Genomic DNA, 12,977 nt, shown 5'->3' on the forward strand with positions numbered 1-12,977 from the left:
CCGGCCCCGTCAGGTTGCCGAGTCCGTATCAGTATCGGTTGTGGTCGTCGAGACCTCGCCGACGCGGACACCGACCACGATCGGGATTTCGTCACCATCGGTCGTCGTCGCGACCATGGTGTCGCTGTAGACGCGGACCGACGCGATCACGCCGGAGAGCTTCTCGTCGGCGCTGGTGATGGTCTGGCCGATATAGTTCGATGCATTGGTCAGAGCATTACCGGTAATCAGGGTCTCGAGATTGGAGTTGACCTGGATAGTCTGCTCGACCTGTGAGAAAGTGGCCAACTGGGCAACCTGTTCGCTGGCGTCCATGGGATCAGTCGGATCCTGATTCTGCATCTGGGCGATCAGTAGCTTCAGAAAGCTGTCATAGTCCAGCGAAGCCGACGCCGAAGCGCTTGACGCGGAGGACGAACTGCTGTTCGACGTCGTGCTGGTAGCAGAGGTGGTTGGATCTACTACCGCCATGGTGCCATTTCCTTGCGAATCTGCTCAACGGTCGCCGGGGTCATTTCCTGGCTGTTGAGGATCTGATCTTCGAGTGCGTAGAGCCCGCGAATCGCCTTCAGCGCATCGAAAGCACGACCGGAGGACACCATGCCGTCAACCCGCTTCAGTTCCGCGAGGATCTCCTCGTTCTCGAAGCAGGTGAGCAGCATGATGATCGACTTGCGGAACATCGCCATTGACTGTTCGCGGCCGTCGGGGTTGATCAACATCATCTGGGCAATGAAGTAGAGCTGGCGCAGCGGCGTTGTCGCCTGCTCCGGCTGCAAAACGTGGTTCTCCAGAAGGAAGGTCACGTCGTTAAGGAACTCCAGCGCAACCTTGCGGTCGACGCGCAGAACCGCTCCGTTGATGAAAATCCGTTCGCCCGACTTGAGCGAGATGCGCAAAGTGCTCTTCATTTCAGTCCATCCCTGATGATGGTTGTCACGTCGATTATGCCCTGGAAATTGGTGGACTGGCGCTTCCGGATCCGGTCGCACTCCTTCAAGATCCATATGGCGATTGAGATCAGATTGGCACGCAATTCGGCGTCCAGCTGATTTTCCGGCTGCTTCAAATCCTCAATGAGACGGATCCAGACCCGTCGGGTGTAAAAGAGGGCTTCAATGGCTTCCCGGGTATAGCCCTGCTCGTCCCGTGCAAGCGTCAGCAGCTCGATCGAGCGCGTCAGCGCCTGCCGTTCACGATCCTTGGCGTCGGCAACGCCATCTTCCATGATTTCGGCATATGAAAACTGGTACATTCATCTGTCCTTCATTTCCATTCAGTCCCTTTGGTCATCAAAGGTAATTGACGAGGCTCAGTGCCTGAATTTTCGCCGTCAAGGTGTAGGATGCCTCGACCAGAGAGAGGAGATTATTAACCCGGGTCGAGGCGTCATAGGCATCGACCTCGGTCTTGCTGGCGAGCGTCGTGTCAATGATGTCGATCTGGACCTGGAGCGAATCGCTGGCCTTCTCGATACGATTTTGCGACAGGCCGAGTGTGGTTCGCGTGTCGTTAATACCCGTCGTGGCAACGCCGGTATATTCAATCGCTTTCTTAGTCACCACGACACGGCTCGCATCAGACAGATCAAGCGCCAGCAGCTCCTTGGCGACCACTGCGGCGAGCGCGAAATGGCGCATTCCATCGCTATTGGCCGAGGCCGACGTATCAACCGTTTCGGATTGACTGATACGGCTCGTCATCACCTCGTCGGTCGCATTCGACCAGTCAGTTGTCCAATTGGTGCCAGTATACATCGGCTCAACCACGTTGGTCAGAAAGTCTTCCATGCTGGGCGCCGTGCCGGAGGCGGCGATATTGGCCGTTTGGGAATCAGACTGGTTGAAACCGAAATAGCTCAGGAATTCAGCATCGAAGGCCGACTTGGCGGCTGAAGTGTCAGTGTATTCCGTCAGCGGCTGGACATCGGTATTAATGCCCGCGAACAGGTATTCACCACCAAGCGAGGTATTGGCCATGCTGGTGAAGGTATCGAGTGAATTGGAAATCGTCTGGATTGCTGTCTTGAGGTTGCTGGCGTTAGACGTTCCGGAGAGCGCGATAAGCGCCGTGTTCATCTGGTCAGCCGCGGTGGCCATCTGCCCCAAGGCCTCCTGGGAGGCCTCGAGTCGTTGGGTGGCGATGGCGTTGGTGTCCTTGATCGATTGCAGCCGAAGGCCGTCACGCGTCAAGTCGACCACCGTCGAGGTGGCGCCCCCGAGTTCCGCACCGATGTCGGAGAAAACACCGGTAGAGACTTCCTGCTGCGCAACGATCAGCTCATTCTGGGCCTGCCGGATGGTCAGGCGCATCGAAGTCTGGATCGAGAGATTGGAAATATTCGCCGTCGACATATCTTAGCCCGCCATATCCAGAACCGCCTGAAGCATCGCATCCACTGTCGAAACGAGCTTGGCCGAAGCCTTGTAGGACTGCTCCACATCGAGAAGCAGCGAGAGTTCTTCGTCGAGATTGACGCCGGTCTCCGACGAATAGGTCTGGAAGGAGCGATCGTAGAGCGCGACCTTGTTGTCCGAGGCCGTGGTCGCGTTGGAACGCAAGTCCTCGAGCCAGCCGATGGAGCCGCTGGCAAACGTCATGACGCTCATCGACGTCTTGAGGTCGGCTGTCGCATCGAATGCACGATCCGCATCCAGCGCATCGGAATACCCCAGCAGCAGCGTCGTGTAGCCGGAATTGCCACCGGTGTTCCACTCGTAGGTCGCGCCGTTGATACCGCCGTCGCGCAGCAGCATAGGATTGCCGCCGGCAGAGGTGATAACCGAGGACGAAACCGTAATGCTTCCGGCGAGACCAGGCTCGACCACCCCTGAGGTCAACGACGTTCCGCCAGACCAGGTGAAAAGGCCAGGCATGTCAGCAGCAACACCGAGCGGATCGGTTTCGGCGAAGGCCTCGATCAGGCCGCGAGCCACTTCATCGAGTTGGGTCTGGAAGGTTGGAGCAATCTCGTCGCGCAGCTGCAGCAGCGCACTGAGTGAACCATCGCCATCGGTATTGCCGCCCTGACCGGGCTCGATCGCCACGCCGTCGACAAAGACCGAATTGCCGGTGACCGTCGCATCATAAGCGAGCGTTCGCGTGAACGTCACCGTGCGCGGCACAGTCTCAAACAAGGTCGTGCCTTCGGACGTATAGATTACCATGTCACCGTTGGCGCGCGTACTGGCATCGATACCGATGATTTGCGAGATGTCCTTGAGCAGCGTGTCGCGCGTGTCGAGAGCATCACTCGGATCGCCGCCGGTTGCCGTCGCCTTGACTACAGCGTCGTTGACGACCTGGAACTCGGAGAGGAGCCGGTTCAGGTCGCTGACCTGGGTGACGATTTCGGCGTCGGAATCCCCACGAAGCTTCTGCACCGCCGCGGACGTGGTATTCAGCGAGTTCGCCAGATCCTGCGCATCGGTCACAACCGTCGCGCCCAAGGTAAACTCACCCGGAGAGGCAGCGAAAGCCTCAAGGCTATTCTGCAACTCTGCCAGATAGGTTGACGGGGAAAGCTCGTAGTCGTTCCCCCCCAGAGCATTGGAGAGCGTCGTCAACCCCTCAAGCAGCGTATCCTGAGCGCTGGACGCCGAGGCGGCTCCGGTGAGCTGCCGCAGCAGAGCCATCTGTTGGGAGCGCTCGTTAACGACTGTCGAGGCGCCATAGATGGTGTTGGTTACGACAGCCGAGCGCCGCACATAGTTTGCATTTCCGTCATTGGCAATATTCGTGGAGACGACGGAGGTCTGTTCCCCCGTGTTCCTGAAAATGGCTTGAGCCGTATTAAGTGCAGAAGTAAGCGACATGTGGCTGCCTTAACCTTCCGGTTATCTCTTCAGGTTGACCAAGGTTTCCATTAGTTCGGAACCGGTCTGAAATACCTTCGAGTTCGCGGTATAATTCCGCTGGGATTCGATCATGGCGGTCAGCTCTTCCGCCACATCGACATTGGAGTCCTCAAGCGCGCCGGAGACGATCGAGCCAAAACCACTTGTACCGGCATAGCCCATGACGATAACGCCGGAGTCATTGCTCTGGGTGTAGAGATTGCCAGCAATCGGGTTCAGATTGTCTGGGCTCTGTACGCTTGCCAGTGCGATACGAAACTTCGGCACAAGCTCGCCATTATCATAGACAACCGAGACAACGCCCGCCTCGTTGATTTTGTAACCAGTGACCGAAGATGCTGCATTCCCGTCGATCTCACCCTCCTCCACAGAGAAGTCGGCAGCGAGCTGGCTCGACGTACTAATGTCGAGTGTCAGCGCACCCATTTCGGCGCCATCGACAGTGAATGCTGTCGTCAGCAGCGAGGTCGGAGAAACGATCTGCCCATCGCTATCAAAGGTGACAGTCGTCGCCGCAATGACCGAAGTTGCCGGCGGTCCAGCATACTCTGCCGAGACTTCCCAAGTATTGTCGGCCATCTTGGTATAGGTGAATTCAAGCAAACGGCTGTTGCCCTGACTGTCATAAGCGACAAGCGAGGTCGTTTCGGCGTCACCGACTTCCGCGTTGGACGGCAGATTGACGTTCAACGCCCCCACAGTCGAAGCCGTCGCCGAAATCGCGGCCGAGGAGAGGTTGATCGCCTCGAGGCCATCGAAGCCGTTGACGACGATGGTCGGATCGACGGTAGAGGAATACTCGTACCCCATAAGCGTGTAGCCGGCCGAGTTCTGAAGCGTACCGTCGTCCTGAACGACAAAAGAGCCGGCCCGGGTCAGATAGTCGACGCCGTCGGACCCCTGGACGATGAAGAAGCCGTCGCCATTAACAGCCAGATCCGTTGACGACGTTGTATAGCTGAAAGTGCCTTGGCTCGAGATCGAATAGCGCACATCCGTCTCGACACCACCGGAGTTGTAGGAGCCAGCCGTTGTCGGAAGGATCATCGAAGAGAACTGGACGGAGGCCTTCTTGTAGCCGACCGTGCTCGAGTTGGCGATGTTCTCAGCCACTGTGCCGAGCCGGTTTGCCTGGGCATTCATACCGGAAACACCGGTTCGCATCGTTCCGTAAAGGCTCATGAAAAATCCTCGTTTTCGTAGTCATTGCAGAGAATAGGAGGTGGGCCTTGCGTGAAGCTGTCTGGGAATAGCGGACCTTCGCGAATTCGATCGGGAGGCCCGCACGCACGCCGGCAAAAGCTGAAAAAATCAGCTCCAGTCGATGCAGTACCCAAGGAAACGCTTGGAATCGACCGGATCAAAACCGAGCTTCTTGCGCAGCTTCTTGCGCAACTTGGAGATATGACTTTCCACCACGTTTTCTTCGACCTCTTCGTCGAAGATGCCGTAGATGGCATTGAAGATCTGGGTCTTGGAGACGCGGCGACCGCGGTTAACGACCAAATATTCCAGGATGCGACGCTCACGCCGCGGCAAGGGGAAGACATCACCCGAGATTTCCGGATCGCGACCGTCAGAGAACACCCGGATCGGGCCGATCTCCGTGAAGTTCGTGATCGCCTTCAGCCGTCGACGGATCGCCGCCGCCCGCGCCAGGATCTCCCTGGGATGAACCGGCTTCCTAACGACATCATCGACGCCACAATCGAACAAGGCCAAAGTGGCCTCGAGCGAGGGCTGATCACTAACCGCAATGACCGGCGCCTGGGTCCGATCACGAATCGCCCTTGGCAACTCATGCGTGCAATCACCTTGCCCCAGCAAAAAGGCTTCGACTGCAGCGATATCAGAATCAGCTGCCGTGTTCACCCATTCTCCAAATTCGACCGGATCAAATCCGGTCGATGGAATCCCTTCACGTCCAAATAAGGAAGTGTACCCTTCTTTCACGAGCTCACGCTCATCTACCACTACGATCATTCGTCCGCCTCCGAATCAGTGTGGTGCCTCGATGTACTATCGGTACGAATCGAGCGAATCAGGGACAACTAGATGATGTTAATGGTAGGTATTAACAATTGATTAACACCCCCCTGCCGATTTGAACTACATGTAGTATCATCTTAACTTTAATGGCACTATTTTCTTAAGCAAAAGTTAACACATGGTTAACAAGCAGGGGGCGCCGCCCCTTTGCGTCCACATTCTGGACACATTGCGCAAATCGCCACCTCAGCGTCTGTCTAGTGCAAAATCTTGCTATTCACCGCAAAATTTCCGGGCACTGGCCGTCCATTTTCCATAGCCAGTCGCCACCAGATTTGCGATCACCCGACACACGTAGCGCTTCTGTGCCGGGTCATTGTTCGGTCCCGCATGGTACCTGGCCACGGCCATCGTCCACGTTTCATGACGATCGTGTAGGTTGCGAAGAAAGCGGGCCGCATATTCAACATTGGCCTGAGGATCAAACATGGCTTGCACGGAGGCGAAATGCTCACCGTGAAAGTGCTGGTTAATCTGCATGCAGCCGATATCGATCAGTCTTGCACCCTTCCGCCGCTCGTCAACGAAAGCCCGTAGCGCGTCGGCTTCGCTGTCGAAGAACATCGGCTTTCCCTCGACGTTCATCGCAAAGGGTTGCAACGTTCCTTTCTTGCCTGTCTCCGTCAAGCCGACGGAATAAAGGATACCTTCCGGGACCGCATATTTTCGCGCGGCGGCCTGGATCTCCCGTTCGCAGGCGCCCGTCGAGGCCTCTGCATCAAAGGTAGACGTCGCCAGAGCGAGAAGCACCAGCCCCGCCAACGCCGGCCTGAGCCGCACTCGTGTCATCTGACGTCTTCTCCGCCCCGCTTGCCCTTGAGGTTCCAGCCTGCGTCTGAGCTTCACGACGCTCGCCGCTGCCACTACCACCCTGGGCCCCGCCATTAGCCTGCTGACCGGTCTGCTGCCCCTGGGCGCCCGTCTGGCCACCGTCGGCACGGTCACCGCTGCCAACGGCGAGACTGATCTGCACCTGGTCCACGGCGAAGCCATGCGCCTTAAGCGCCTTGAGCATATCGCCCTGATCATCACGTAGCGCCTTGTAGGCTGCATGGGTCTCGACCGTCAGCTGGACCGAGAGCTCGTCGCCGGTCAACCGCAGCGTCGCGGTCACCTTGCCAAGCTCGATCGGACTCATCTGCAGCTTCAGGGTATTGACGACCTTGCCAGAACTTGACTGGCTCGCCGCGTTGGCAAGCTCCGACCCCGGCAGCATTGCGCTAGCCCATTCGCCATCACCCATGATCGCCGCAGTGATCCCGGCGGCATTGGTCGAGGCCGGTGCGATATAGCGCCGGGCGTCGAGGACGGTGACCGTCTGCCCGGCATCCTTCGCCGCGCCAATATCGTATTTGGTCATTTCGCCATCGGACGAACCAACGCTCATCTGCAGCGTCTGGCCTTTACCGTCTGCTCGCTGGAAGCGAAACGAACGATCCGCATCGGCGGTCGTGGCTTCAGTCGTGGCTTCAGTCGTGGTTTCGCTCGCGGTGCCGGCGTTCGAGGACAGCTCACTCCGCACCATCGCACGCGTGATCTGGATCTCTTCGGTGGCCTCTGTGACAACGGCCCCGTCAGTGGCAGCCGCAATGCGGGCGGGCGCGGTGAAGGCTGCCTGCTCTGCCGACACTGCTGTGCCGTTCAGTAGCGTCAGGACATCACCGATCTCCGACACCTGGGTTGCGGACGTCTCGTCCGTCTCCGCAGTGATCGTGGTTTCGACCTCACCCGTATCCGCGGGTTCATCGCTCTTTTGGGCCTTCGCGCCCTTCGTTGTCTGGGCATGTTGGGCCACGGTCGCAGCCTGACCGGCGCCAAGCGCCTCTGCGGTTGCCGTCGCGCCGATGGTGATTGGCGCGCCATTGCCCCCCTTGGTCGTCTTGCGGACAGCGACCGGCGACGCGTCCGCTGTGGTCGTCTCCTCGGCACCGGCGTCACCTGCCGTTGCAGTTTCCGCACTTGTCACGCTTGCGGCTCGGGACAGAGAGGTTCTGGAGAGATCGATCAGCGGACGGCTCGGCCTGGCACTGTCGGCCTCGGTGGCCTTGACTTCCGTCTCGGCACCATCGCCGGTGGCCGGCGACGCGACGTCTCCTTTGTCCTCATGCTGGGCGCCTTTGCGGCCACTATGCCCGGCGTTGGAGAGGGCATTGAAGAACCCGTTTCCCGCTTCCGTGTCAGCTCGTTGCGACGCGGTGTTGCCCGTGAGTGTGGTTTCCGCGCTCGTAACTTTCGGAGCCAGGGCCGTTTCGATCATCAGTTTGTGCCTTCTTGCTTCAAGAGGTCGTCGATGGCATCAAGCTTGCTGCGGCCACTATCGACGAAAGACCGGAACTCCGGATCCTGATCTTGCTTGCTCACTGCCGCTGTCACAGCGTTACCTGGCGTTGCACCGACCGGAAGCGGAGCAAGTGCCGTCGGGTCCTGCTGTTCCGTTGCTGACGCTTCGGAAACGGAAGCATCATTCGGAGTGGATACCGTCTGGAAAGCTTGCACCTGGCCGTCCGGTTCCAATCCAAACTGCGGCTTACGCACGACTTCCTCGGCGATTGCCGCCGCCGCGTCGCGCAGGGCACGATCGGAGGGCGAGAGGATTTCGTCGGGGATGGCGGCAATCGCGGCCATAGCCGCGCCGACCTTTTCCGTCGGGATGCCCGCAAGCCCGCCATAAAGGTTAGCGAGAGCGTCTGCCCCCTCTGCTGTGCCTGACAACAACCTTGCCCTGTCGGCAGCCTGACGGGCCATGTCTTTAAGTCCTTTGATCGCCGCCTTGCGAGCTATTCGCAGATAGACCTCCCGCTGACGCTCATTGTCCATGTAGGCGAGTACCGAATCGATCCCCGAGTCATCAAAGGCCTCATGGTGCTCGACCACCAACTGAACAAAAAGGTCCGCAAACTGGCTGGCATAGGGCGAATGCAGGAAACGACGGGCATAGCGATTGGCATAACCCGACGCCTTGCCGACCATGCCACCCTCGACAGCGACGGCGAGTGAGCGGCGCAACGCTGCCTCTTCGACGATCGTGCCCGGCGCGGTCAACCTTGCCCAGTCATAGAATTTCAATGCCTGCACCGGATCCCGCGAGATCATCACGTTGCCGGCGACAAGCGCAAGATAGGGGGCGATCTTGGCATCGCGGTATTCGGTCACCATGTCGCCGAGGGTCTTGGCGATCAGCGTCCCCTTGCCGGATAGATATTTGCGCAGCGCATCGGTGACCCGGCTGTCGAAATTGCCGTCGATGTCGCGGGCGACGAGGAACTCAAGGGTCGCAGGATTGCCGCCGCTCATGGCATATACCAAGGTGGCATCGACATTGCGCGGCTCGGCGAAGATCGACGGATCTGCACCGCGGAGCCGTTTGTCGATCGTCTCCAGCATGAAACGCTGCATCTCTGCGGCGGAGTGATCGCCGAGCACAACGGAATCCTGCACAAACTGTAACGAGCGCAGCATCTTGTAAGGCTCGATCCCGTCCATGTCCTCGGCCCGCGAAACGCCGGCCGAAACGAGGCCGAAGAGCGCAAGGGCCGGAAACAGACGCTGCAGTTTCACGCATCCCATAATTTCACCCCTGATCTGCTTGAATCAGGATCTCGATGCGGCGGTTGGCGTCGGCGAGCGGATCGTTCGGCACCTGAAGGCGGCGGTCGGCAAAGCCCGATACCTGCTCCACCCGAGCCTCGCTAAGGCCGCCGCGCACCAGCATGTAATAAGCACTGTGGGCACGCGCCATGGAGAGGCGCCAGTTGTCGTTCTCCACCCCCTTGAACTGCCGACCGTCGGTGTGCCCGCGAATGACGATCGCTCCCTGGCGTCCGGCCAGGAGCTTACCGATCCGCTCCATCGCCACGACCAGGTCCTTGCGCGGCACGGCAGAGCCAACGTTGAACATAGGCGCATCCTGCTGGTCGGTAATCGTCACGAGCAAGCCACCCTCTGCCGGAGTGACAATCAGCCCCTCCGCAAGCTTGCCGGACACGCCGCCGATTTCCTTTTCGATATCGGCCTTCAATGCCTCGGCCGCCTTCATCTTGGCATCAACAGCTTCGGCTCCAGTTTTCTCGGACTTACCATCCTTAGTCATCTCTGACTTACCGACCTGCGCCACTTCAGCGAGAGGATCAGCCGGTTTCTGCTTCGGCGTGACAAGCGCGACCTGCTGCTCACCGTCGCTGGGCTTCACGTTCTCGACCGTCGTCGGGGACGTATCCTGCTTGCCTGGCTTGCCCTTGAGGTTCTGCACCTGCTGGGTCCAGAAATCCGGATCGAAGGGGTCCCGATATGCCTCGCCGCCCTCGGCACCAGTCGAAGGTCCAGAGTCGGACGCGCCGCCCTCGCCCTTGGCGCTGACATTCGCCTGTTGCCCAACTTCCTGAGCGATCTCGGCAAGGACAGAGTAGGGGTTCTCGAAGAGATCTGCTTCCGAATAATTGGTCTGATCGCCCGAACTCGTGGTTTGATCCTCACCGGACGCCGCGGCAGACCCGACTGTTTCTGCTTTTCCGTCGACCTGGGATCGCTCTTGCTTCTGTTCACCGTCTGCCTGATCGACGGGTTTCTTCAACCCTTTTTCGGTCGGCTTCTCGTCCGAGAGCTTGATCGGGTTGAAATAGCTGGCGACCGAGGCTTTCGTCTCTTCATTGGCCGCATTGACGAGCCACATCACCAGGAAGAACGCCATCATAGCTGTCATGAAGTCAGCATAGGCGATCTTCCAGGCACCGCCATGGGCACCATCGTGGTCACCGCCGCCATGGCGCTTGATGATGATGATCTCGTTTTTTCCGTGATGATGGTTTTCGCTATCGCTCATCCCAGAACCTTCTTCAGGCTAGCCGCAAAGGCCGAAATCCGCGTCACAAGCACAGTGCCTTCGACGTCGGCGGAAAGATCCAGATCCTCATCCTCGACATGACGCAGGCCTTCGGCCATCTCCGGCATGCGGGCGACCAACAGGTCAAAGAGCACTCGCGGTCCTTTTAGCGTAATCGTGGCACCTTGGCCGTCAGCGACCGCGGCCGTCAGCAGATCGGCAAGATCAGCCACTGCCTTTTCAGCGACCGCCTGCGACAGGAAGGGGGCAATCGCCGTCGCAGCATGTTCGCTGACGGCGAACGCCATCTCAGCGACTGCCCGCTCAAGGCCGGCGGCCAACCGGCTGGCGGCCTCTCCCATCACACGAGCCTCAAGCGCCGCCATGGCCTCCGCATGAGCCGCTTCCAGGGCGGCCAGTTCAGACGCGTGTTTTTGGCTAAGTTCGGCGGTCGCCGCTTCATGGCCTTCGGCGTAGGCTGCTCTTCGCTCCGCCTCAAGGTCGACCGGCTCTGCTTCTGGAATGGCTGGAAAATCGAGATCGAAGGACGACTCGGCAGGCATCGAAAAGTCGCTGCCAATCACGCCCGCCGGGGCGGACGCAGGCGCGGAAAAATCCTTCAGATAGTGGGCGAGCGGCATGCTCATCGGCGCGCATCTCCCTTGGCAAGAATTGCCGGTATCCGGTCTCGGCAATACGAACCTCCCCTGAGGGGCTTACAAAAATTCGGAACACGCATAGTCATCATGCCATCCAGTACCGGTTTCATTTATCCGGATCGAACCACGTGGCGCCTGGCGAAAGTGCCAATTGCCTTGAGCGAGACTAGGAGCCCAAACTTGTGCGAGGATTAAGGTGTTGGACCGCGCCAGGGCAGTTGCGCGGTCCAACGGTTCCACCTTATGCCGATGACCGGTGGCACGGTAGAAAGGAAGAGATTCAACGCCGGCCCGTTGTGACACCTCACTTGAACAGGGTGAGGATGTTTTCAGCGTTGGTATTGGCGATCGACAGCGCCTGAATGCCGAGCTGCTGTTGGGTCTGCAGAGCCTTGAGCCGCGTCGACTCCTCATTCATATCGGCGTCAACCAGACGACCGACGCCCTTGTCGATCACGTCCATCAGTGTCGAGACAAATTCGTCCTGCAATTCGATACGGCTGGTGATCGCGCCGAGAGTCGAGGCCGAGTCGGTCAGCTTCTGCAGCATCGCGTCAACCGCGCTGATCATGCCATCCAGTTCATCGTCGCTCATAGACGTTGTCAGGATGACTTCCGAACCGGTTGCAGCAGTCGTCGAGCCCGCGTCAATCAGGAAGTAGGTTGCAACCGTGGTCGTGGCGCCGGAGGGTTGCTCGACCTCGAAGCCCTTGGTCAACACACCATAGTTGGCGTCGTTGGTATCAATCAGCACGGATTCTGAGGTATCGAAGGCAAGTGTCGTGACCGAAACCGCACCATCGGCGGAACGGTTGAAGGACGCGACGATCTCCTTGGTGCCAGGCGCGGTGATGGATTCGTTATAGAGCCAGTTCTCGCCGGAGAACGAGGCGGACTCGGAAATTGCCGCTAGCTGATTCTTGAGCTCGGTCAGTTCCTTGTTGATCTTGCTCTTGTCGACACCAGGCTCGCGAGCGGCGACCAGCTTGGACTTGATCTCAGTCACCACCCCAACCGCGGATTCGAGACCCGTATAGGCGGTGTCGGTCTTGGCGGCGCCAAGGCCAAGGGCGTCTTGAACGGTGGAGAGTGCGGAATTGTCCGAACGCATGGTGGTCGCGATAGACCAATAGGCGGCGTTGTCGGCGGCGGTCGCGACACGGTAGCCGGAGGATACACGCGCCTGCGTCTCCTCCATGTTCGAATCAATTGTGCGGAGAGTTTGCAATGCCGCCATAGCGGCGGTGTTGGTCATGATGCTGGTCATCTTGCGCCCCAAAAAGTGTACGGGACATGCCGGATTTCCAAAAATCACCGGCGACGACGGCTTGCTTCATGCTTATCGGCCAGCTGTTTGCCCTGGTGACCGACCCGACGTTCTTAACGAATGCTTAATGATATTAGAGTTAACAATTGGTTAACGCAATAAGGATTTGTTAATCCATCTAAACAAAACGTAAAGAAATTGGTGCGAGATTTCGCGCCATACATTTCCATCATCGGGAAAACGAAAAAGCCGCGGTCCGAAGACCGCGGCTCGAGGTTTGTGCTGCAAGGGTTGGGCCAAAGAGCCCGCCCTTCCCCTTATTACTT

Annotated in this window: 13 protein-coding genes; all 13 read right to left on the reverse strand. The window is 58.7% G+C overall.

What is annotated here, in order from left to right; all coding sequences use genetic code 11:
• Positions 1-9: 9 nt before the first annotated feature.
• The gene (gene flgD, locus RNA01_RS10780; RefSeq protein ID WP_147180200.1) at positions 10-471 is read right to left on the reverse strand and encodes a flagellar hook assembly protein FlgD; all 462 of its coding nucleotides are present in this window, start codon (positions 469-471) and stop codon (positions 10-12) included.
• Positions 462-911, reverse strand: a complete 450-nt coding sequence (gene flbT / locus RNA01_RS10785) for a flagellar biosynthesis repressor FlbT (protein ID WP_147180201.1) — start codon at positions 909-911, stop codon at positions 462-464. The genes flgD and flbT overlap by 10 nt, the downstream gene beginning before the upstream one ends.
• The gene (gene flaF / locus RNA01_RS10790; protein ID WP_028739030.1) at positions 908-1,255 is read right to left on the reverse strand and encodes a flagellar biosynthesis regulator FlaF; all 348 of its coding nucleotides are present in this window, start codon (positions 1,253-1,255) and stop codon (positions 908-910) included. The genes flbT and flaF overlap by 4 nt, the downstream gene beginning before the upstream one ends.
• A 37-nt stretch (positions 1,256-1,292) precedes the next feature.
• On the reverse strand, positions 1,293-2,354 hold the full coding sequence (locus RNA01_RS10795; RefSeq protein WP_147180202.1) for a flagellar hook-associated family protein: 1,062 nt from the start codon (positions 2,352-2,354) through the stop codon (positions 1,293-1,295).
• 3 nt (positions 2,355-2,357) lie between these two features.
• A complete protein-coding gene (gene flgK / locus RNA01_RS10800; protein WP_147180203.1) occupies positions 2,358-3,815 on the reverse strand; it encodes a flagellar hook-associated protein FlgK in 1,458 nt (485 codons plus the stop codon).
• A 21-nt stretch (positions 3,816-3,836) separates the two neighbouring features.
• Positions 3,837-5,039 (reverse strand): flagellar hook protein FlgE, encoded by a 1,203-nt coding sequence (locus RNA01_RS10805; protein ID WP_147180204.1) that lies wholly within the window; start codon positions 5,037-5,039, stop codon positions 3,837-3,839.
• 129 nt (positions 5,040-5,168) lie between these two features.
• Positions 5,169-5,840 carry a transcriptional activator Rem gene (gene rem, locus RNA01_RS10810; protein WP_147180205.1) on the reverse strand — a complete coding sequence of 224 codons (672 nt, stop codon included), beginning with the start codon at positions 5,838-5,840 and terminating at the stop codon, positions 5,169-5,171.
• A gap of 279 nt (positions 5,841-6,119) precedes the next feature.
• The gene (locus RNA01_RS10815; RefSeq protein ID WP_147180206.1) at positions 6,120-6,695 is read right to left on the reverse strand and encodes a transglycosylase SLT domain-containing protein; all 576 of its coding nucleotides are present in this window, start codon (positions 6,693-6,695) and stop codon (positions 6,120-6,122) included.
• A complete protein-coding gene (gene fliK, locus RNA01_RS10820; protein ID WP_147180207.1) occupies positions 6,625-8,163 on the reverse strand; it encodes a flagellar hook-length control protein FliK in 1,539 nt (512 codons plus the stop codon). The genes RNA01_RS10815 and fliK overlap by 71 nt, the downstream gene beginning before the upstream one ends.
• Positions 8,163-9,473, reverse strand: a complete 1,311-nt coding sequence (gene motC, locus RNA01_RS10825; protein ID WP_147180208.1) for a chemotaxis protein MotC — start codon at positions 9,471-9,473, stop codon at positions 8,163-8,165. The genes fliK and motC overlap by 1 nt, the downstream gene beginning before the upstream one ends.
• Positions 9,474-9,477: 4 nt before the next feature.
• On the reverse strand, positions 9,478-10,725 hold the full coding sequence (locus tag RNA01_RS10830; RefSeq protein WP_147180209.1) for a MotB family protein: 1,248 nt from the start codon (positions 10,723-10,725) through the stop codon (positions 9,478-9,480).
• Entirely contained in the window at positions 10,722-11,372 is a 651-nt protein-coding gene (locus tag RNA01_RS10835; RefSeq protein WP_147180210.1) for a GTPase, read from the reverse strand. The genes RNA01_RS10830 and RNA01_RS10835 overlap by 4 nt, the downstream gene beginning before the upstream one ends.
• A 316-nt stretch (positions 11,373-11,688) precedes the next feature.
• On the reverse strand, positions 11,689-12,651 hold the full coding sequence (locus RNA01_RS10840) for a flagellin N-terminal helical domain-containing protein (protein ID WP_147180211.1): 963 nt from the start codon (positions 12,649-12,651) through the stop codon (positions 11,689-11,691).
• Between the last annotated feature and the right edge of the window lie 326 nt (positions 12,652-12,977).

It is taken from the genome of Paenirhizobium naphthalenivorans, assembly GCF_007992095.1.
Lineage (GTDB): Bacteria > Pseudomonadota > Alphaproteobacteria > Rhizobiales > Rhizobiaceae > Allorhizobium > Allorhizobium naphthalenivorans.

What these genes read in the sequence shown, in the direction of transcription:
- flgD (WP_147180200.1), bottom strand. Translation starts at nt 471, where the DNA reads ATGGCGGTAGTAGATCCAACCACCTCTGCTACCAGCACGACGTCGAAC.
- flbT (WP_147180201.1), bottom strand. Translation starts at nt 911, where the DNA reads ATGAAGAGCACTTTGCGCATCTCGCTCAAGTCGGGCGAACGGATTTTC.
- RNA01_RS10815 (WP_147180206.1), bottom strand. Translation starts at nt 6,695, where the DNA reads ATGACACGAGTGCGGCTCAGGCCGGCGTTGGCGGGGCTGGTGCTTCTC.
- flgK (WP_147180203.1), bottom strand. Translation starts at nt 3,815, where the DNA reads ATGTCGCTTACTTCTGCACTTAATACGGCTCAAGCCATTTTCAGGAAC.
- RNA01_RS10840 (WP_147180211.1), bottom strand. Translation starts at nt 12,651, where the DNA reads ATGACCAGCATCATGACCAACACCGCCGCTATGGCGGCATTGCAAACT.
- RNA01_RS10795 (WP_147180202.1), bottom strand. Translation starts at nt 2,354, where the DNA reads ATGTCGACGGCGAATATTTCCAATCTCTCGATCCAGACTTCGATGCGC.
- RNA01_RS10805 (WP_147180204.1), bottom strand. Translation starts at nt 5,039, where the DNA reads ATGAGCCTTTACGGAACGATGCGAACCGGTGTTTCCGGTATGAATGCC.
- motC (WP_147180208.1), bottom strand. Translation starts at nt 9,473, where the DNA reads ATGGGATGCGTGAAACTGCAGCGTCTGTTTCCGGCCCTTGCGCTCTTC.
- RNA01_RS10835 (WP_147180210.1), bottom strand. Translation starts at nt 11,372, where the DNA reads ATGAGCATGCCGCTCGCCCACTATCTGAAGGATTTTTCCGCGCCTGCG.
- rem (WP_147180205.1), bottom strand. Translation starts at nt 5,840, where the DNA reads ATGATCGTAGTGGTAGATGAGCGTGAGCTCGTGAAAGAAGGGTACACT.
- fliK (WP_147180207.1), bottom strand. Translation starts at nt 8,163, where the DNA reads ATGATCGAAACGGCCCTGGCTCCGAAAGTTACGAGCGCGGAAACCACA.
- RNA01_RS10830 (WP_147180209.1), bottom strand. Translation starts at nt 10,725, where the DNA reads ATGAGCGATAGCGAAAACCATCATCACGGAAAAAACGAGATCATCATC.
- flaF (WP_028739030.1), bottom strand. Translation starts at nt 1,255, where the DNA reads ATGTACCAGTTTTCATATGCCGAAATCATGGAAGATGGCGTTGCCGAC.